Below are 16,478 nucleotides of genomic sequence, written 5' to 3'. Positions count from 1 at the left end.
GACGGGCATGGCTCGGCAAGATGATGCCCCGCTGCCGTCGGCGGGCGGGCCATCGAAACAAGAAGCATACTTAGGCGATCGGTGCGCCGGGCATCGGTTGGAAGCCCGTGACCTCCAGGCCATAACCTGCCATGTTGGGAATCTTGCGCGGGCTTGAGAGCACCCGCATTTTACCGACGCCCAGCTCGCGCAGGATTTGCGCGCCAACGCCGTGCGTGCGGAAGTCGACCGGGCGGCGCTTGGCGCGCGCCGCTTGCTCGGTTTCGTCGAGCGCTTCGAACTGATTGAACAGGTGTTCGGGCGTTTCTACGCAGTTGAGCAGGACGATCACCCCCTTGCCCGCCTCGGCGACGGCCTGCATCGCACCAGCGAGGGTCCAAGAGTGGGTCGACACACCGGTCTCGAGCAGGTCGAGCACCGAGAGCGGCTCATGCACGCGCACGAGCGTCTCGTCGGCCGGGCTCGGCACCCCGCGCACCAGCGCCAGGTGCGGATTGCCGCTCGGCTTGTCGCGATAGAGTGTGGCCTGGAACGGGCCCCAGGCCGTTTGCATTTCGCGCGTGGCAACCGTCTCGATCATCGACTCGGTGCGGCTGCGGTAGTGGATCAGATCGACGATCGTGCCGATCTTGATGTTGTGCTGTTCGGCGAACTCCAGCAATTGCGGCAGGCGTGCCATCGTGCCGTCGTCGTTCATGATCTCGCAGATGACGGCCGCGGGCGTGAGACCGGCCATCGCCGTCAGGTCGCAACCGGCTTCCGTGTGGCCAGCGCGCACGAGCACGCCGCCGGGTTGCGCCATGATCGGGAACACATGACCCGGCTGTACGATATCTTCCGGGCGGGCGTCGCGACCAATGGCCGTCTGTACCGTGTGGGCACGATCGGCCGCCGAGATGCCCGTGGTGACACCCTCGGCCGCTTCGATCGACAGCGTGAACGCGGTGCCGTACTGGGTGCCGTTGCGGTAGGTCATCAGCGGCAGGTTGAGCTGCTTGCAGCGTGCCTGCGTCAGCGTGAGACAAATCAGCCCGCGGCCATACTTGGCCATGAAGTTGATGGCTTCAGGCGTCGCGAATTCGGCCGCCATGACCAGGTCGCCTTCGTTTTCACGGTCCTCCTCGTCGACGAGGACAACCATGCGGCCGGCCTTCAGCTCGGCAATGATTTCTTCTGTAGTGGCCAACGGCATAGCGGACAACGCGAGGCGGAATTTGGAAAGGCTCTATTCTACGCCAAGCCGGTGCCCGTCTGCGCCCGAATCTCGCAATGATATGAATCCGAATCGGGTCGAGGCCACGGACGGCGTGGCGTGCAAATCCGGGCGAGGCCGCGGGTGGCACGCCGGACTCGCGGTATCAAGGATGGGGACGCCCCCGAAGGGCGCATCCCCATTTACCTTGTGACGCCGAACCGCCGTGCGCTGGACCGCAGTGCGCAATTTCACGCGCCGAGATACGCGCGTTTGATGTCGTCGTTCGCGAGCAGGTTCGCCGCCGAGTCGGCGAGCACCACGCGGCCGGTCTCGAGCACATAACCGCGATCGGCCACGTGCAGCGCCTTGTTCGCGTTTTGCTCCACCAGAAACACGGTAACGCCTTCTTCGCGAATCGCACGAATGATGTCGAAGATCTGCGCGATCACGAGCGGCGCCAGGCCGAGCGTCGGTTCGTCGAGCAGCAGCAGGCGCGGACGGCTCATCAGCGCGCGCCCGATGGCCAGCATCTGCTGTTCGCCGCCCGACATCGTGCCGGCGCGCTGCTTGCCACGCTGCGCGAGTCTTGGGAACAGCTTGAAGACGTAGTCCATCCCGGCGTCGATCTGGTCCTTGGACGCAAAGAAGCCCCCCATTTTCAGGTTCTCGATGACGGTCAGACTCGGGAACACCCGGCGGCCTTCCGGCGAAATCGCCAGTCCCATGCGCATGATGTCGTGCGTGGGACATCCCGTGATGTCGCGACCTTCGAACAGGACGCGCCCGCTCGATGCGCGCGGCGTGCCGCACACGGTCATCATCAACGTGGTCTTGCCCGCGCCGTTACTGCCGATGAGCGTGACGATCTCGCCCTTGTTCACCTCGATCGACACGCCCGAGAGTGCCTCGACGGCCCCGTAATGGGTGTGGATCTGTTCCAGCTTGAGCATTATTCCTCCCCGAGGTAGGCCTTGATGACGCGCGGATCGCGCCGCACCTCGTCGGGCTTACCGGTCATGATCGGCTTGCCGTGTTCCATCACGAGAATCCGGTCCGACACACCCATGACGAGACTCATGTCGTGCTCGATCAGCAGTACCGAGATGCCGAACTCGTGACGCAGGTTGTCGACGAGTTGCTGCAACTCGACCTTCTCTTGCGGATTGAGGCCGGCGGCCGGTTCGTCGAGCATGAGCAGGCGCGGCTCGGTGATCATGCAGCGCGCGATTTCGAGACGTCGCTGATGTCCATAGGACAACGTGCCGGCCTCGCGGTTGGCCACGGCCGTCAGGCCCAGCCGGTCGAGCCATGCCTTGGCGCGCTCGAGCGCCTTGCGCTCGGCACGGCGGAACGCCCCCGTGGAGAACAGCCCTTGCAGGAAGCCGCTGTGTACGCGCATGTGCTGCGCGACGAGCAGGTTCTCCACGACCGTCAACTGACGGAACAGGCGAATGTTCTGGAACGTGCGCACGAGACCGCGTCGCGCGACCCTATGGCTCGGCAGGCCGGTGATGTTGTCGCCGTCGAGCGTGATCGAGCCGCCCGTCGGGCGATAGAAGCCGCCCACGCAATTGAAGACGGTCGTCTTGCCGGCGCCGTTCGGGCCGATGATCGCGAAGACTTCGTGCTGGCGCACGTCGAAATCGACGCCATCGACGGCCAGCAGGCCGCCGAAGCGCATCTGCAGACCGGAGAGTTTCAACAGTTCTGCGCTCATTGCGGCAACTCCACGTGCGGGCGGGTGGCAGGCAACAGGCCCTGCGGACGCCACATCATCATCAGCACCATGACCAGGCCGAAAATCAGCATGCGGTATTCGGCAAAATCGCGTGCGACTTCCGGCAGAACGGTGAGCAGGACGGCTGCGAGAATCACGCCGATTTGCGAACCCATGCCGCCGAGCACCACCACGGCGAGGATGAGCGCCGATTCGATGAACGTGAACGATTCGGGCGTGACCAGCCCCTGACGCGCGGCAAAGAACGCGCCGGCGAGCCCGGCGAACGACGCACCGAGCGTGAACGCGGAGAGCTTGATGCGCGTGGGGTTCAGGCCGAGCGAGCGGCACGCGATTTCATCCTCGCGCAGCGCTTCCCATGCCCGGCCGATCGGCATGCGGATCAATCGGCTCGTGACGAACAGCGTGAAGCCCACCAGCGCAAACGCCAGCAGATAGAGGTAGATCACCATGTGCGATCCGTCGTAGGGCAGGCCGATCAGCTCGTGGAACGTCTTCACGCCGTCGACACTCGACGAGCGCGCCATCTCGAGACCGAACACGCTGGGCTTCGGAATGCCCGACACGCCGTCAGGCCCGCCGGTGAGGCTCGTCAGGTTGTTGAGCAGCAGCCGGATGATTTCCCCGAAGCCGAGCGTCACGATGGCCAGGTAGTCGCCGCGCAGACGCAGCACCGGGAACCCGAGCAGGAAGCCGAACGTCGCCGACATGAGCGCGGCAATCGGCAGGCATTCCCAGAAGGTCAGGCCGAAGTACTGGTTGAGCAAGGCGTAGGTATAGCCGCCCACCGCGTAGAAGCCGACGTAGCCCAGATCGAGCAGGCCGGCGAACCCCACGACGATGTTCAGGCCCAGACCGAGCACGCAGTAGATGAGCGCGAGCGTCGCCACGTCCACCGCGCCGCGCGAGCCGATGAACGGCCACACGAGCCCGATGGCGAGCAGTACCCACATCGCGCTCAGTTGTTGGCGGCGTCCCAGGGTGGGCATGGCGGGCAGCTTCACGGCGCGCGTGGAGCGTAGCAGCAGCGGCTTGAGCATCTGAAACACGAACACGACGGCGGCGGCGATCCAGACCGGACGCCAGTGCTGTTCGATCACGACGCGATAGCCGTCGAGCTTCAGTTGCAGGCCGAGGATGGGGGCGGTGAGCACGATCGTCACGAGCGCGGAGATGACCGCACCCTTGAGCGTGTCGCCGGCCGGTGCGCGCTGGGCGGTACCGGACTGGAGCGTGAGTGGTTGTGTCATGGTCGACCTCAGACTTTCTCGACGTCGGGCTTGCCCAGCAGGCCGGTCGGGCGGAACAGCAGCACCAGCACCAGCAGGCAGAACGCCACGATGTCCTTGTACTCGGAAGGCATGTAGCCCGAGGCGAGCGTTTCCGCCAACCCCAGCAGTACACCGCCCAGCATGGCGCCGGGCACGCTGCCGATGCCGCCCAGCACCGCCGCCGTGAAGGCCTTGATGCCGGCGATGAAGCCGATGTACGGATTGAGCTTGCCGATGGTCAGGCCGATCAGCACGCCGCCGACGGCCGCCAGCATGGCGCCGAGCACGAACGTGAACGAGATCACGCGGTTCGTATCGATGCCGAGCAGGTTGGCCATGCGCATGTCCTCGGCACAGGCACGGCAGGCGCGACCCATGCGCGAGTTGGCGATGAACAGCGTAAGCAGAATCATCAGCGCGATGGTCACGCCCACGATCAGCATGCGAGCGTAGGGAATGGTCACCGTGAAGTCGCCCATCGGAATGTCGATGGCGCCGGAGATCAGCATCGGCACGGACACGTCACGCGCACCCTGGCCGATCTGCACGTAGTTCTGCAGGAAGATGGACATGCCGATGGCCGAGATCAGCGGTCCGAGACGGGGGCCGCCGCGCAGCGGGCGATACGCCACCCGCTCGATCGCAAAGCCGTAGAGGCCGGTGATCAACACCGAGACCAGCAGCGCTGCACCGAGCACCAGCGGCAACGGGTAGCCCGCCGCGGTACCGATGGCTGTCAGTGTGACAAGCCCGACATAGGCGCCGATCATGTAGATCTCGCCGTGGGCAAAGTTGATCATGCCGATGATGCCGTAGACCATCGTGTAGCCGATGGCAATCAACGCGTAGATCGCGCCCAGCGTCAGGCCATTGACCAGTTGCTGGGCAAACTGTGGGAAAAATTCGTTCATGCGGGAAGCCTCGCGACGAGCGGGGGCCGAACGCGAATGCACGCCGCCCGCCGGGGAAGGCGGGCGGCTGGGGGGATTCGCTGGCCGGTAAAGCGACAGGGAATCAGTTGGCGGCGGTCTTGGTGGCGTCCTTGTGCCAGGTGTAGACCACGAACTTGAACGACTTCAGATCGCCGGCCGCGTCATATGCCACCTTGCCGATCGGCGTGTCGAACGTGTTCGCGTGCAGGTACTTGGCCACCTTTTCCGGGTCGGTGCTCTTCGCGCCGGCAATGCTCTTGGCGATCAGTTGCACGCCCGTGTAGGCCGGCATCTGGAACGGACCGTTCGGGTCGCGCTTGGCGGTGGCGAAGGCCTTCACGAGCTTGGCGTTGGCCGGGTCGGCTGCGAAGTCGGCGGGCAGCGTCACGAGCATGCCTTCCGACGCCGGGCCGGCAATCGCCGTCACGTCCTTGTTGCCCACGCCTTCCGGGCCCATGAACGTCGCCTTCAATCCTTGTTCGCGTGCCTGGCGCAGCAGCAGGCCCATTTCCGGGTGATAGCCGCCGAAGTACACGAAGTCCACGCCTTGTGCCTTGAGCTTGGTGATGACGGCCGAGTAATCCGAGTCGCCGGCGTTGATGCCTTCGAACAGCACGACCGGGATCTTGGCGGCGTCGAGGTCTTTCTTCACCGAGGTGGCGATGCCCTGGCCGTACGACTGCTTGTCGTGCAGCACGGCCACCTTCTTCGGCTTGACCTTGTTGATGATGTACTGCGCGGCAGCCGGGCCTTGCTGGTCGTCACGGCCAATGGTGCGGAAGATGAAGTGACGCTTCTTGCCTTCGGTCAGTTGCGGTGCGGTCGCCGACGGCGTAATCATCACCACGCCCTCGTTTTCATAAATGTCCGATGCCGGGATCGTCGAGCCCGAGCACACGTGACCGATCACGTACTTGATCTTCTGGCTGACGATCTTGTTGGCGACGGCGACGGCCTGCTTCGGCTCGCACGCGTCGTCCATCATCACGGCTTCCAGCTTGTTGCCGTTCACTCCGCCTGCCGCGTTGATTTCTTCGATGGCGGTCAGCGCACCGGCCTTGACCATGTCGCCATATTGGGCAACCGAGCCGCTGAACGGGCCGGCGATAGCGATCTTGACGGTCTCGGCGTTGGCGGCCGAGCCGAGGACGGCGAGTGCAGCGGCGACGAACAGGGATTTGTGACGGAACTGCATTGTGGACATCTCCTTGATTTGTATTTTTTGAGCACCGGAGCGTGCGGTGCGCTTGATCGACGGCTGAACCCGGTCGGTATTGGCTCACTCCTGCCGCAGGCGGCAGAAACGATGCGCCATAGTAGCGTAATACGCCGTTAAATTGGAACAGCTATCCATATGACTCGTGAAACCCGCATGAATAAAGGGTTTCAAAAGGGTCGGAAGGTAAAAATAAGAGTCGTCACAGCAATGATGCGTAGTACTACGCAGATTAAAAACATGGGAAATGGAGAATGAATCGATAAATCGGGGCCAAATGTGAGCGGTGAGGCCAATGGTGAAACAGGACATTTTGGATACAATCCGCCGGTCGTTGAAATCCAATCCGGGTGTTTTGCATCCGATCGCGAGTTGGGCCGGATCGACCGATGCACTACATCGCCAAGGCGTGACGCCGATTGCGTGCGCCCCGGATGAGGGCGAGAAAGGCGCCGAGAATTGGGGAGTCGTCGTCGCGCCGGTACATGCAGTTCAGTTCGATGGAGCGCAGATGCCGCGATTTCAGCGGCCGGTACACCACGCCGGGCAGACGCAGGTTCGCCGCCGACTCGGTTGTCACGCAGATGCCAAAGCGGCTCGCGACCAGCGCGATCGACGTCACCACGTCCTCGACTTCCTGCTCGACGCGCAACGTCACCCCCTCGGCCCGAAATGCGGCCGTGACCTCCTCGGCGAGTCCGGCGACCGGTGCATTCGGGTAGAGGATCATTCGCTCGTTAGTGAGATCGGCCAAGGTCAGCGAGGCCCGTTGGCACAGCGGATGGCCCTCGTAGAGCGCGACGAGAAACGGCTCGCGATGAATCCAGTCGACGACGAGATCCGGTTCGTCGGGAATCAGCCGGTTGAAGCCGATGGCGATGCGCCGCTCGCGCAGCGCCGCGATCTGGTCGGTCTTCGACAGGTTGTGAAGACCGATCTTCACTTCGGGGCGCTCTGTATGAAAGCTCGCGAGCAAGCGCGGAATCACGTTGAGAACGCCCGAGCTGAAGATGCCGACGTCGAGCCGTCCGATATAGCCCTCGCCGGCGAGGCGCGTCTGCTCTTCGGCACGGCGCGCGAGCGACAGGATGTTCGGCACCTCGGCGAGCAGCGTCTGGCCGGCGGCGGTCAGCGTGGCGCCCTTGGGGGTGCGCACGAAAAGCGGCGTGCCCAACTGGGCTTCGAGCGCATGCATGTGGCGGGTGAGCGGCGGCTGCGCCATGTTCAGCCGCTGCGCCGCGCGTCCGAAGTGGCCTTCCTGCGCGACGGCGAGAAAGTAGCGCATTTGCTTGATGTCCATGAATGACTCCGTTTCCGTGTAATGGCTTGATACCGAAATGGTATCGGAATCTGGAAAATTGGTATTGGACGGTATCTCGCGGCGCGCGCATGATGGCTCCCGAAAGCTCTCTTTTCCGCATTTTCAGGGGATCGCCTTATGCCAATCGTACAAATCCATTTGGTGGAAGGTCGCGACGACGCCACCGTGAAGGCCTGTGTAAAGGCCGTGGCGCGCACCGTCCACGAGACACTCGGCGCACCGCTCGAATCGATCCGCGTGTATGCGACGCAGGTACCGGCCGCGCACTGGGCGGTGGGCGAGCGCACCAAGGACGAGCCGGCGGCGCCGGCCAGGGCGGACGCCCGATGAGCGCACCCTCACCACGCGACGCCACCTCGCAGGTGCGTTTGCAGCAGGCGGCCGACGCGCTGCACGACGCCGAGCGCTCGCACCGCTTCATCGCGCCGTTGCGCGAGACGTACGCTCCGCTCACCATCGACGACGCCTATGCCATCCAGCGCATCAACACCGAGCGACGCCTGGCGGCCGGACGCCGCATCGTCGGCTGCAAGATCGGGTTGACGTCGGTCGCTGTGCAGAAGCAGCTTGGCGTCGATCAGCCCGATTTCGGTCTGCTGTTCGACGACATGGGTTATGGAGACGGCGAGCCGATTCCCGCCGCGATCCTCACGCAGCCGAAGATCGAAGCCGAGATCGCCTTCGTCATCGGACGGGACCTGGACGTCGACAACCCGGGGCAGCTCGACGTCATTCATGCCATCGAATACGCGTTGCCTGCGCTGGAGATTGTTGGCAGTCGGGTGGCTGACTGGAACATCCGCATCACCGACACGATTGCGGATAACGCATCGTCGTCGGCCTACGTGATCGGCAACACGCCGAAGACGCTCGCCGATTTCGATGTACGTATGTGCGGCATGGTCATGGAGCGTCGCGGCGAGCCGGTGTCCGTCGGCGCGGGCGCGGCGTGTCTGGGCAGCCCGATCAACGCTGTCGTGTGGCTTGCCCGCACGATGGCGGCGCTCGGCACGCCGCTCAAGGCCGGCGACCTGGTGCTCTCGGGCGCGCTTGGCCCGATGGCCGCCGTGACGCCCGGCGATATTTTCGAGACCCGTATCAACGGCCTGGGCTCGGTCCGCGCCGTGTTCGAACCTGCCAGCGAGGCGGCCTGATGAGCCATATTCAAGACTACGCAAGGCGGCTGGACGATGCCGCGCATTTCGCGCACGAGGTTGAGCAGTTCGATACCGAAAATCGTCTGTCGCTCGATGACGCCTACGCCATTCAGGCCGCGTCGATCGCTCGCCGCACCGACCGCGGTGAGACGCGCGTCGGCGTGAAAATGGGCTTCACCAGTCGCGCGAAGATGATACAGATGGGACTGTCCGACGTGATCTGGGGGCGTCTCACGTCCGGCATGCAGGTCGAAGAGGGCACGACCATCGACTTCAGGCGCTATGTGCATCCGCGTGTCGAGCCGGAAATCGCGTTCATCCTGAAACGCTCGCTCGAAGGGAACGTCACGGGCCCTCAGGCGCTCGCGGCGGTCGAGGCGATTGCGCCAGCCATCGAGATCATCGATTCACGCTACAAGGATTTCAAGTTCACGCTGCCGGAAGTGATTGCCGATAATGCGTCGTCCAGCGGTGTCGTGATCGGTGGCTGGCACGATCCGCGCGTCGATTTCTCGAACCTGGGATTGACGATGACAATCAACGGCCGCACCGTGCAGGTGGGTTCGACGGCGGCGCTGCTCGGTCATCCGTTGCGTTCGCTGGTCGCGGCGGCGCGACTGTCGGCGGCCGCGGGCGAGCCGTTGCAAGCCGGCTGGATCGTGATGGCGGGCGGTGCAACACCGGCCGAATATATTCAGCCGGGCCAGTACGTGTCGGTGGAGATGGAGACGCTCGGTCGCGTGGGTTTCCACGTCTGAGCTTGCCGGGGGCATGGCGAGGCGAGCACGTCCGTGCTTGTCGCCTCTCCATCCCGCCCGTCATCGGCGCCCGGATTCAGTCGCGCTTGACGCGAGCCATCACACGCAGATCACCTTCGATCAAGCGCACGTCCGTGAATGCGAGCGCCAGCTTGTCGTCGAGCGACGTGAGCGCGGGCAGATGGAACATGCCTTGCGCATCACCGACGATGCACGGCGCGAAGTAGGCCAGCAGCTCGTCCACGCAGCGTTCGCGCAGCAGTGAGCCGTTGAGCTTGTATCCCGCTTCCACGTGGAGTTCGTTGAGCTGACGCTCGCCAAGGGTGCGCAGCAGCGCCGACAGCTCGACCTTGCCGTTCGGATTGGGCAGGTCGAGCACCTCCACCCCCAGGTCGCGCAGACGCGCCGCGCGCGCCGGATCGCCATTGGCGCAGACCACGAGCGCGTTGCCGTTGGCGAGGACCTTGGCGGTCGGTGCAATATCGAGACGCGAATCGACGACGATGCGCAGCGGCTGGCGTGTCGTTTCCACCGCGCGCACCGTGAGCGACGGATCGTCCTCGCGCACCGTGCCGATGCCGGTGAGAATGGCGCACGCGCGCGCCCGCCACGCATGGCCGTCGGCGCGCGCCGCCGGGCCGGTGAGCCATTGGCTCACGCCATTGTGAAGGGCGGTCTTGCCATCGAGACTGGCCGCCACCTTCATGCGCACCCACGGCGTGCCGCGTGTCATGCGAGCGACGAACCCGATGTTCATTTCGCGCGCTTCTTGTTCCAGCAGCCCGCAGCGCACTTCGATGCCCGCGTCACGCAGCAGGCTCAGGCCGCGTCCGGCCACGAGCGGATTCGGATCTTCCATCGCGGCGATCACGCGTTTCACGCCCGCGTCGATGAGCCCCTTCGCGCAAGGGGGCGTGCGGCCGTAATGGCTGCACGGCTCGAGCGTGACGTAGGCCGTGGCGCCGCGCACGGACTCGCCACGCGTGCGTGCGTCTTTCATGGCCTGCACTTCGGCATGATCCTGACCGGCCGGCTGCGTGAAGCCTTCGCCGATGATGCGGCCGTCCTGCACGATCACGCATCCGACGCGTGGATTCGGCGTGGTGGTGAACATGGCGCGCTCGGCGAGGGCCAGCGCGCGACGCATATAAGAGAAATCCTGTTCGGAGAACATGAGACGTCAGATCATCAGCGGCCGGTCGGTCAACGCATTGTCCGGCGCCGCGCCGGCATGGGCCGGCAGGGATTCGCGCGCAATGTCGCGCAGGGTGTTCAGCGCGTCGAGCACGCTCTGGACATAACGTTCGTCTCGAAAGCCGGCGCTCATCCGGGCGACGACGGTATCCCATGTGCGGGGAGACACGCGGGCGTCGACCCCCTTGTCGGCGATCAGCTCGATATCGTGATCGGCGATGTTGATGTACAGAAGGATGCCCGTGCGCTCGCTCGTGTGTGCCACGCCGAGCTGACGAAACAAATGAACCGCGCGTTGACGGCAGGTGTGACCGCGCCATACGGCGGCGAGCGGCATGGCCGCTTCGATCACCAAACGTATCTCGCAGCGGTGCGCTTTCTCGGAATCGCGAATCGCGGCTTCGAGGGCATCCAGCGCCTTGTCCGGGAATAGCCATCGTGCGTGCGCGCGCCAAGTGCCCAAGTGACGCAGCCAGCGCGAGACGTCGTGCGGCCTGTGTTGCGTCGCGATCGCTTCATTTGTCATCGCCATCACCAGTTCCCCGACGAACCGCCGCCGTCGAATCCGCCACCGCCGCCGCCGCCGAAACCGCCACCGCCACCGCTATCGAATCCGCCGCCGTCGTTACGTCCCCAACCGCCCAGGCCACCGCCGAGCCCGGCGCCGAAACCGCTGGCACCGATGCGCCCGCGTTGGCCGGTGAGTACCCGTGAGCGCGGGTCGGAGGGACCGGCGCCCGACAGTCCAGGCCCTTGAAACCGCCGGCGGCTTTCCATGAGGACCACCATCCCGATGATGAAGACGATGAAAAGCAGGGGCAGGAAATCGGACAAATCCGAGTGTGGTGCGCGCGCCGCCGGCAGATTCGGGGCGGGCAGCGCCTCGTTGTTCATCGCCGCCTCGACGGCCGCGACGCCGGCGGCCAACCCACCGAAGAAGTCACCGGTGCGGAAATGCGGTGCCATCACGTCGCGCAGAATCCGCCCGGAGATGGCGTCGGTCAGCGAGCCCTGCACACCGCGCCCGACTTCGATGCGCATCTTGCGCAGGTCGTTCGGATTGTTCTTGGCGATGAGCACGATGACGCCGTCGTCCACGCCCTTGCGGCCCGCCTTCCAGGCATCGGCCACACGAATGCTGTACTGGTCGATCGTCTCGGGGGCCGTGCTCGGCACCATGAGGATGAAAATCTGACTGCCGCGCTGTTGCTCGTATTGCGCGAGCTGTGTCTCCAGCGCGTTGCGCTGCTCGGGGGTGAGCGTGCTCGTCAGGTCGGTCACGCGCGCGGTCAGCGCGGGGACGGCCACGAGATCCTCGGCACCGGCCGGCAACGCCAGCGAGCCCAGGCAGATCAGCGCCAGTACCCAAATCGTCCAAAGCGCGCGATGTCCCCAACGTGACCATCGCGCGCGCGCGCCGCGCCGCGGAGCATTGGCGCCGCCACCGCACACGCGGTCCGTCACTGGACGGTGCAGCGGCAACCCGCGGCCCCCGGCCGAAACGTTGCAGGGCGCTGAGCGCGTGGAGCGCGCAGGGAGCGCGGCGGGGGCAGAGACGGCGGCCATGGTCCGATCCTCAGAACTTGACGGCCGGCGCGGTCGAAATGGCCTTCTCGTTCTCGACCGTGAAGTTCGGCTTCGGACCGTAGCCGAACATCTTCGCCGTCAGGTTGTTCGGAAACTGACGCACATAGACGTTGTAGTCCTGCACCGCCTGGATGTAGCGATTGCGCGCCACGGTGATGCGATTTTCCGTGCCTTCGAGCTGCGATTGGAGGTCGCGGAACAGGCCGTCGGCCTTCAGGTTCGGATAGTTCTCCGAGACAGCCATCAGGCGCGAGAGTGCGCCGGACAGTTCGCCCTGGGCTTGCTGGAAGCGCTTGAACGCCTCGGGGTCGTTGAGCGTCTCAGGGGTGACGGTGATGCTCGTGGCTTTCGCGCGCGCGTTGATCACGTCCGTGAGCGTCGTTTGCTCGTGCGTGGCATAACCCTTGACCGTATTCACCAGGTTCGGCACCAGGTCGGCGCGTCGCTGGTACTGGTTGACGACCTCGCTCCAGGCGGCCTTGACCGCTTCGTCCTTGACCTGGATCTGGTTGTATCCGCAGGCGGACAGCAACGATGTGAGAAGCCCCAGCGCCAGCCAGCGTACAAACGACTGGCGCAGCTTTGTCGGCAGCGACATTTGCATGATATTTCTCCCTATGGTGGTCAGGCTGGCTGGCTCGCGATGCAAGCGAGATCCGGCCGAAGACAGACATGTGCCCTGCGACGATCAAGCGATGGCCCGGAACGCGTCGTGCGCGGCGTCGAGCGTCGCGTCGATGATCGTGTCGTCGTGCGTTGCCGAGACGAAACCCGCTTCAAACGCGCTCGGGGCGAGGTAGACGCCGCGATCGAGCATCGCATGGAAAAACTTGTTGAAGCGGGCGACGTCCGACGTCGTGACTTCGGCAAAGCTCTGCGGCACGTTGGCGCGAAAGTACAGGCCGAACATGCCGCCGACACTGTCGCCCGAGAACGGTACGCCAGCCGCCTGCGCGGCGTCGACGAGCCCCGTGATGAGCTTCGACGTGCGCTTGGCCAGATCTTCGTAGAAGCCGGGCGCCTGAATCAGCTTGAGCGTCGCGAGACCGGCGGCGACCGCCAGCGGGTTGCCCGAGAGCGTGCCGGCCTGGTAGACGCCGCCCAGCGGCGCGAGATGCGACATGATGTCGCGCCGTCCGCCGAACGCGGCGGCTGGCATCCCGCCGCCGATGACCTTGCCCAGGCACGTGAGGTCGGCCGTGATGCCGTAGAGCGCTTGCGCGCCACCCAGCCCGACGCGGAAGCCGCACATCACTTCGTCGAAGATGAGCACGGCGCCGTGCGCGGTGCACAGTTCGCGCAGCGTCTGCAGGAAGTGACGCGAGCCACGCACGAGGTTCATGTTACCGGCCACCGGCTCGACGATCACGGCGCCGATTTCACCGCCTTGGCCTGCGAACAGTTCGCGAAGCTGCTCGACGTTGTTGTATTCGAGCACGAGCGTGTCGCGCGTGACTTCGGGCGGCACACCGGCCGACGACGGCGCGTTGCGCGTTGAATCGGCAAACGTGAGAAGGCCCGAGCCGGCCTTCACCAGCAAGCTGTCGGCGTGACCGTGATAGCAACCTTCGAACTTCACGATCTTGTTGCGGCCGGTAAAGCCGCGCGCCAGGCGCAGTGCGCTCATCGTTGCCTCGGTGCCGGAGGACACCAGGCGCACCTGCTCGATGGACGGTACGAGACCACAGATCGTCTCGGCCATCACGACTTCGGCCTCGGTGGGGGCGCCGAAGCTGAAGCCCTGCGACATCGCGGCGTGCACGGCGGCGACCACGTCCGGATGCAGGTGGCCGACGATCATCGGGCCCCACGAGCCGATGTAGTCGATGTAGCGCGTGCCTTCGGCGTCCCACATATAGGGGCCTTGTGCGCGGGCGATGAAGCGGGGCGTGCCGCCAACCGAGCGGAAGGCGCGCACCGGCGAGTTCACGCCGCCGGGAATGGTTTTCTGGGCGCGCGCGAAGAGGGCGGCATTGGTAGTGTGTTCGGACATGACTTCAGCGTTGTGATCCTAATGCGTGGATTCTAGCGGATGGCGGTCAAGTCCGGGACTTCTCGCGCCGCGGGGCTTCTGTTAGATTGAAGGCCACTCCCTCAACGTCAAGGAAAAACAGGCCCGCCGACATGTCCATCGTCCATTCGCAACGTCCCTCGATCACTGTCTCCACGCTCGACCTCGAACGCCTCGAAGCGCTCATGGCGCAGGCCCCGCGTGCGGCATTGCCGTATGTGGAGGCACTCGAAACAGAGCTTGCCCGGGCGAGCGTCGTCGAACCGGAGCAGATGCCGGCCGACGTCGCCACGATGAATTCGGTGGTGCGCTATCGTGACTTCGCCGCGCAACAGGAGCATCGGGTGACGCTCGTGTACCCGCAGCATCTGGCGGGCACGCCAAGCGGTATTTCGGTGCTCGCGCCGGTGGGCAGCGCGCTGCTCGGGTTGCGTGTCGGTCAATCGATTCACTGGCAGGTGCCGGGCGGCCATCGCATCGCGCTGGAATTGCTCGGCATCGATTTCCAGCCTGAAGCCGCTGGCGAATACCACCGCTGACCCCGTCTCCGAAGCCGCACTGGGAGATTCGGTTCTCCCGAGTCTCCCGCCGTTCCCGCCCGTTCGCCGGCCCTTCCCGCCCTTTCCCGACGGTTCCCGCCGTTCCCCAATTCCGCTGGCTTAGCGACGCAGCCAGCCGCGCGCGATCGGCCACGCCATCAAGCGGCGATAGAGTCCTTCGAGGATGGCCGCGACGATACGGCTCGTCTCACGCGCGCTCGCCGTGCGCATGATGAGCGCTACGACAACCGACACCCCTAGCGCACCGAACATGTCGAGCGGCCAGTGCACGCCGAGGTAGACGCGTGCCCAGCAAACAGGCAGGGCGCACAGCAGCAGCAGCCGGCCGAGCAGGCGCGGCGAGCGCGCGAGCGTGCCCATCAGGACGAATGCGGACGTGAACATGATCGACGCGTGGTTGCTGGGAAACGCGCTCGTCGGCGTATGCGGGAGCAGGTTCGTGCCGAGACCGACGACAAACGGCCGAGGTTCGAACCAGGCCAGCCCGATCACGCTGTTGATGAGCAGCACGAGCCCCACGCCCAGCAGACCATGCACGGCACCTTCGCGGTCGCGCCCGCCGGCGAGCCACAGCAGGGTCAGGCCCACGGGGACCAGGAGAATCAGGTATTTGGCGAGCAGGACGGCGATGGCCAGTTCGCCCTCGCTGACATTGGGCGAGGCATTGATGGCCAGGAACAGGGCGCGGTTGATCGAATCCATGAAATCCGGGGGACGAGAAAGGGCAAGCCGGTCGTTCGGCGCGCCACCGGGCTAAGCGAGGTGCCGGTGCCTCGACCGCCGCCGGCAGGCGGTTTGTGACGAAAACATGACAGATTCTGACTGAGCGGCTCCGCGCTGGAAAGTTGCATTTGTCATCATTTTGTAACGCAATGAATTGTCACTTTTCTTTAGACGCGCTCGGGGGTAAAATCGCGCCGTCATAGCCCTCAGGAGGTCCTTCCGTGGACAGTAGTTCTAGTGGTAGTTGCCGGTCGGCGCAAGTCGACACCATCACCGCGAGTTAGTCCCCGGGATCTTCCCTGCCGCTAACTCGCATAGCCGGGTTGGCGCGCACCTCTGATGCACGTATCGATTACCCAGTGCCCTTGGCCGTCGCGCCAAAGGGTTTTGTTGGGCCATACCGATAGCGTCCGTCTTTCGTAGCACGCTCCCTAATTTGCTTCACATCTGCCGTTCGGGTCGCCCCGTCGCGTGCAGGGGTTCGTTTTCAGGCCGTTTGCCGTGTGGGCCGGTCATGAAATGCGAGGCTCTCGTGCGCGCCAGGTCGTTCGCCGCGCGGCCGGGAGAATTATCGTGTTCCGTTATGCCATGACCCTTCGCAGCGGTAATCCGCAAGCCCTGATGCTGCCCAACGAGTGCCTGCATCACTATCACGTCGCACCTCACGCCGATGACGCCGATGACGCCGTTCACGCGGAGCGTCCGGGGGCGCAGGCGCGACTCGGGCGGTGGCTGCTGGCGCTGGTGCGCCGCAACGATCCAACCAGGCACGCGGGCTGACCCGCGCATCGACGGTTCCGCGGGCACCGGCGACC

The 16,478-nt window shown here is 64.8% G+C and carries 18 protein-coding genes; 5 read left to right on the top strand and 13 right to left on the bottom strand.

The genetic code is table 11. The annotated features are described in order from the left end of the window. Window positions 1–70: 70 nt before the first annotated feature. The 7 genes from ribBA to PTE31013_RS21640 form a co-directional block, all read right to left on the bottom strand. The gene (gene ribBA, locus PTE31013_RS21670) at window positions 71–1,192 is read right to left on the bottom strand and encodes a bifunctional 3,4-dihydroxy-2-butanone-4-phosphate synthase/GTP cyclohydrolase II (RefSeq protein WP_150614708.1); all 1,122 of its coding nucleotides are present in this window, start codon (window positions 1,190–1,192) and stop codon (window positions 71–73) included. Window positions 1,193–1,443: 251 nt separating this feature from the next. After that, window positions 1,444–2,145 (bottom strand): ABC transporter ATP-binding protein, encoded by a 702-nt coding sequence (locus PTE31013_RS21665; RefSeq protein ID WP_150614707.1) that lies wholly within the window; start codon window positions 2,143–2,145, stop codon window positions 1,444–1,446. Next, window positions 2,145–2,912 carry a high-affinity branched-chain amino acid ABC transporter ATP-binding protein LivG gene (gene livG / locus PTE31013_RS21660; RefSeq protein ID WP_150614706.1) on the bottom strand — a complete coding sequence of 256 codons (768 nt, stop codon included), beginning with the start codon at window positions 2,910–2,912 and terminating at the stop codon, window positions 2,145–2,147. The genes PTE31013_RS21665 and livG overlap by 1 nt, the downstream gene beginning before the upstream one ends. Continuing rightward, complete coding sequence (locus PTE31013_RS21655; protein WP_150614705.1) at window positions 2,909–4,183, bottom strand: high-affinity branched-chain amino acid ABC transporter permease LivM; 1,275 nt, start codon at window positions 4,181–4,183, stop codon at window positions 2,909–2,911. The genes livG and PTE31013_RS21655 overlap by 4 nt, the downstream gene beginning before the upstream one ends. An 8-nt stretch (window positions 4,184–4,191) precedes the next feature. Next, complete coding sequence (gene livH, locus PTE31013_RS21650) at window positions 4,192–5,115, bottom strand: high-affinity branched-chain amino acid ABC transporter permease LivH (protein WP_150614704.1); 924 nt, start codon at window positions 5,113–5,115, stop codon at window positions 4,192–4,194. Window positions 5,116–5,218: 103 nt separating this feature from the next. Continuing rightward, on the bottom strand, window positions 5,219–6,331 hold the full coding sequence (locus PTE31013_RS21645) for a branched-chain amino acid ABC transporter substrate-binding protein (RefSeq protein ID WP_150614703.1): 1,113 nt from the start codon (window positions 6,329–6,331) through the stop codon (window positions 5,219–5,221). 415 nt (window positions 6,332–6,746) lie between these two features. Then, on the bottom strand, window positions 6,747–7,652 hold the full coding sequence (locus PTE31013_RS21640; RefSeq protein ID WP_150614702.1) for a LysR family transcriptional regulator: 906 nt from the start codon (window positions 7,650–7,652) through the stop codon (window positions 6,747–6,749). A 138-nt stretch (window positions 7,653–7,790) separates the two neighbouring features. Between PTE31013_RS21640 and PTE31013_RS21635 the strand changes: the two genes are divergently transcribed. The 3 genes from PTE31013_RS21635 to PTE31013_RS21625 are packed head-to-tail and all read left to right on the top strand — an operon-like array spanning window position 7,791 to window position 9,588. Continuing rightward, complete coding sequence (locus PTE31013_RS21635) at window positions 7,791–8,003, top strand: tautomerase family protein (RefSeq protein ID WP_150614701.1); 213 nt, start codon at window positions 7,791–7,793, stop codon at window positions 8,001–8,003. Further along, entirely contained in the window at window positions 8,000–8,827 is an 828-nt protein-coding gene (locus tag PTE31013_RS21630) for a 2-keto-4-pentenoate hydratase (RefSeq protein WP_150614700.1), read from the top strand. Before PTE31013_RS21635 ends, PTE31013_RS21630 begins: the two co-directional genes overlap by 4 nt. Beyond that, window positions 8,827–9,588: a 2-keto-4-pentenoate hydratase gene (locus PTE31013_RS21625; protein WP_150614699.1), complete on the top strand. Its 762-nt coding sequence runs from the start codon at window positions 8,827–8,829 to the stop codon at window positions 9,586–9,588. The genes PTE31013_RS21630 and PTE31013_RS21625 overlap by 1 nt, the downstream gene beginning before the upstream one ends. A 76-nt stretch (window positions 9,589–9,664) precedes the next feature. On the opposite strand, the gene ribD is transcribed toward PTE31013_RS21625, so the two are convergent. From ribD to hemL, 5 genes are all read right to left on the bottom strand, one after another. Then, window positions 9,665–10,762 (bottom strand): bifunctional diaminohydroxyphosphoribosylaminopyrimidine deaminase/5-amino-6-(5-phosphoribosylamino)uracil reductase RibD, encoded by a 1,098-nt coding sequence (gene ribD / locus PTE31013_RS21620; RefSeq protein WP_150614698.1) that lies wholly within the window; start codon window positions 10,760–10,762, stop codon window positions 9,665–9,667. 6 nt (window positions 10,763–10,768) lie between these two features. After that, window positions 10,769–11,308: a TPM domain-containing protein gene (locus tag PTE31013_RS21615; RefSeq protein WP_174978665.1), complete on the bottom strand. Its 540-nt coding sequence runs from the start codon at window positions 11,306–11,308 to the stop codon at window positions 10,769–10,771. Between the two features lie 5 nt (window positions 11,309–11,313). Beyond that, entirely contained in the window at window positions 11,314–12,348 is a 1,035-nt protein-coding gene (locus PTE31013_RS21610; protein WP_150614696.1) for a TPM domain-containing protein, read from the bottom strand. 10 nt (window positions 12,349–12,358) lie between these two features. After that, window positions 12,359–12,973 carry a LemA family protein gene (locus tag PTE31013_RS21605; protein ID WP_150614695.1) on the bottom strand — a complete coding sequence of 205 codons (615 nt, stop codon included), beginning with the start codon at window positions 12,971–12,973 and terminating at the stop codon, window positions 12,359–12,361. An 84-nt stretch (window positions 12,974–13,057) separates the two neighbouring features. Continuing rightward, window positions 13,058–14,362 carry a glutamate-1-semialdehyde 2,1-aminomutase gene (gene hemL / locus PTE31013_RS21600; RefSeq protein WP_150614694.1) on the bottom strand — a complete coding sequence of 435 codons (1,305 nt, stop codon included), beginning with the start codon at window positions 14,360–14,362 and terminating at the stop codon, window positions 13,058–13,060. Window positions 14,363–14,493: 131 nt separating this feature from the next. Between hemL and rnk the strand changes: the two genes are divergently transcribed. Then, window positions 14,494–14,919, top strand: coding sequence for a nucleoside diphosphate kinase regulator (gene rnk, locus PTE31013_RS21595; RefSeq protein ID WP_150614693.1), 426 nt, complete (start codon window positions 14,494–14,496; stop codon window positions 14,917–14,919). A gap of 120 nt (window positions 14,920–15,039) precedes the next feature. Here the strand turns inward: rnk and PTE31013_RS21590 are convergent, their stop codons facing one another. Then, window positions 15,040–15,642, bottom strand: coding sequence for a phosphatase PAP2 family protein (locus PTE31013_RS21590; RefSeq protein ID WP_150614692.1), 603 nt, complete (start codon window positions 15,640–15,642; stop codon window positions 15,040–15,042). 594 nt (window positions 15,643–16,236) lie between these two features. Between PTE31013_RS21590 and PTE31013_RS21585 the strand changes: the two genes are divergently transcribed. Continuing rightward, window positions 16,237–16,443 (top strand): hypothetical protein, encoded by a 207-nt coding sequence (locus PTE31013_RS21585; RefSeq protein ID WP_150614691.1) that lies wholly within the window; start codon window positions 16,237–16,239, stop codon window positions 16,441–16,443. Window positions 16,444–16,478 lie beyond the last annotated feature (35 nt).

Source organism: Pandoraea terrigena, assembly GCF_902459705.1.
Taxonomy (GTDB): Bacteria; Pseudomonadota; Gammaproteobacteria; order Burkholderiales; family Burkholderiaceae; genus Pandoraea; species Pandoraea terrigena.
Note: the sequence above shows the minus strand (reverse complement) of the source record. Positions and strands in the feature narration are given on the sequence as shown.

Bases quoted from the DNA above. Each gene is read 5' to 3' on its own strand.
- PTE31013_RS21615 (WP_174978665.1), bottom strand. From the start codon at position 11,308: ATGACAAATGAAGCGATCGCGACGCAACACAGGCCGCACGACGTCTCG.
- PTE31013_RS21635 (WP_150614701.1), top strand. From the start codon at position 7,791: ATGCCAATCGTACAAATCCATTTGGTGGAAGGTCGCGACGACGCCACC.
- rnk (WP_150614693.1), top strand. From the start codon at position 14,494: ATGTCCATCGTCCATTCGCAACGTCCCTCGATCACTGTCTCCACGCTC.
- PTE31013_RS21605 (WP_150614695.1), bottom strand. From the start codon at position 12,973: ATGCAAATGTCGCTGCCGACAAAGCTGCGCCAGTCGTTTGTACGCTGG.
- hemL (WP_150614694.1), bottom strand. From the start codon at position 14,362: ATGTCCGAACACACTACCAATGCCGCCCTCTTCGCGCGCGCCCAGAAA.
- PTE31013_RS21640 (WP_150614702.1), bottom strand. From the start codon at position 7,652: ATGGACATCAAGCAAATGCGCTACTTTCTCGCCGTCGCGCAGGAAGGC.
- PTE31013_RS21590 (WP_150614692.1), bottom strand. From the start codon at position 15,642: ATGGATTCGATCAACCGCGCCCTGTTCCTGGCCATCAATGCCTCGCCC.
- PTE31013_RS21625 (WP_150614699.1), top strand. From the start codon at position 8,827: ATGAGCCATATTCAAGACTACGCAAGGCGGCTGGACGATGCCGCGCAT.
- PTE31013_RS21645 (WP_150614703.1), bottom strand. From the start codon at position 6,331: ATGCAGTTCCGTCACAAATCCCTGTTCGTCGCCGCTGCACTCGCCGTC.
- ribD (WP_150614698.1), bottom strand. From the start codon at position 10,762: ATGTTCTCCGAACAGGATTTCTCTTATATGCGTCGCGCGCTGGCCCTC.
- livH (WP_150614704.1), bottom strand. From the start codon at position 5,115: ATGAACGAATTTTTCCCACAGTTTGCCCAGCAACTGGTCAATGGCCTG.
- livG (WP_150614706.1), bottom strand. From the start codon at position 2,912: ATGAGCGCAGAACTGTTGAAACTCTCCGGTCTGCAGATGCGCTTCGGC.
- PTE31013_RS21655 (WP_150614705.1), bottom strand. From the start codon at position 4,183: ATGACACAACCACTCACGCTCCAGTCCGGTACCGCCCAGCGCGCACCG.
- ribBA (WP_150614708.1), bottom strand. From the start codon at position 1,192: ATGCCGTTGGCCACTACAGAAGAAATCATTGCCGAGCTGAAGGCCGGC.
- PTE31013_RS21665 (WP_150614707.1), bottom strand. From the start codon at position 2,145: ATGCTCAAGCTGGAACAGATCCACACCCATTACGGGGCCGTCGAGGCA.
- PTE31013_RS21630 (WP_150614700.1), top strand. From the start codon at position 8,000: ATGAGCGCACCCTCACCACGCGACGCCACCTCGCAGGTGCGTTTGCAG.
- PTE31013_RS21610 (WP_150614696.1), bottom strand. From the start codon at position 12,348: ATGGCCGCCGTCTCTGCCCCCGCCGCGCTCCCTGCGCGCTCCACGCGC.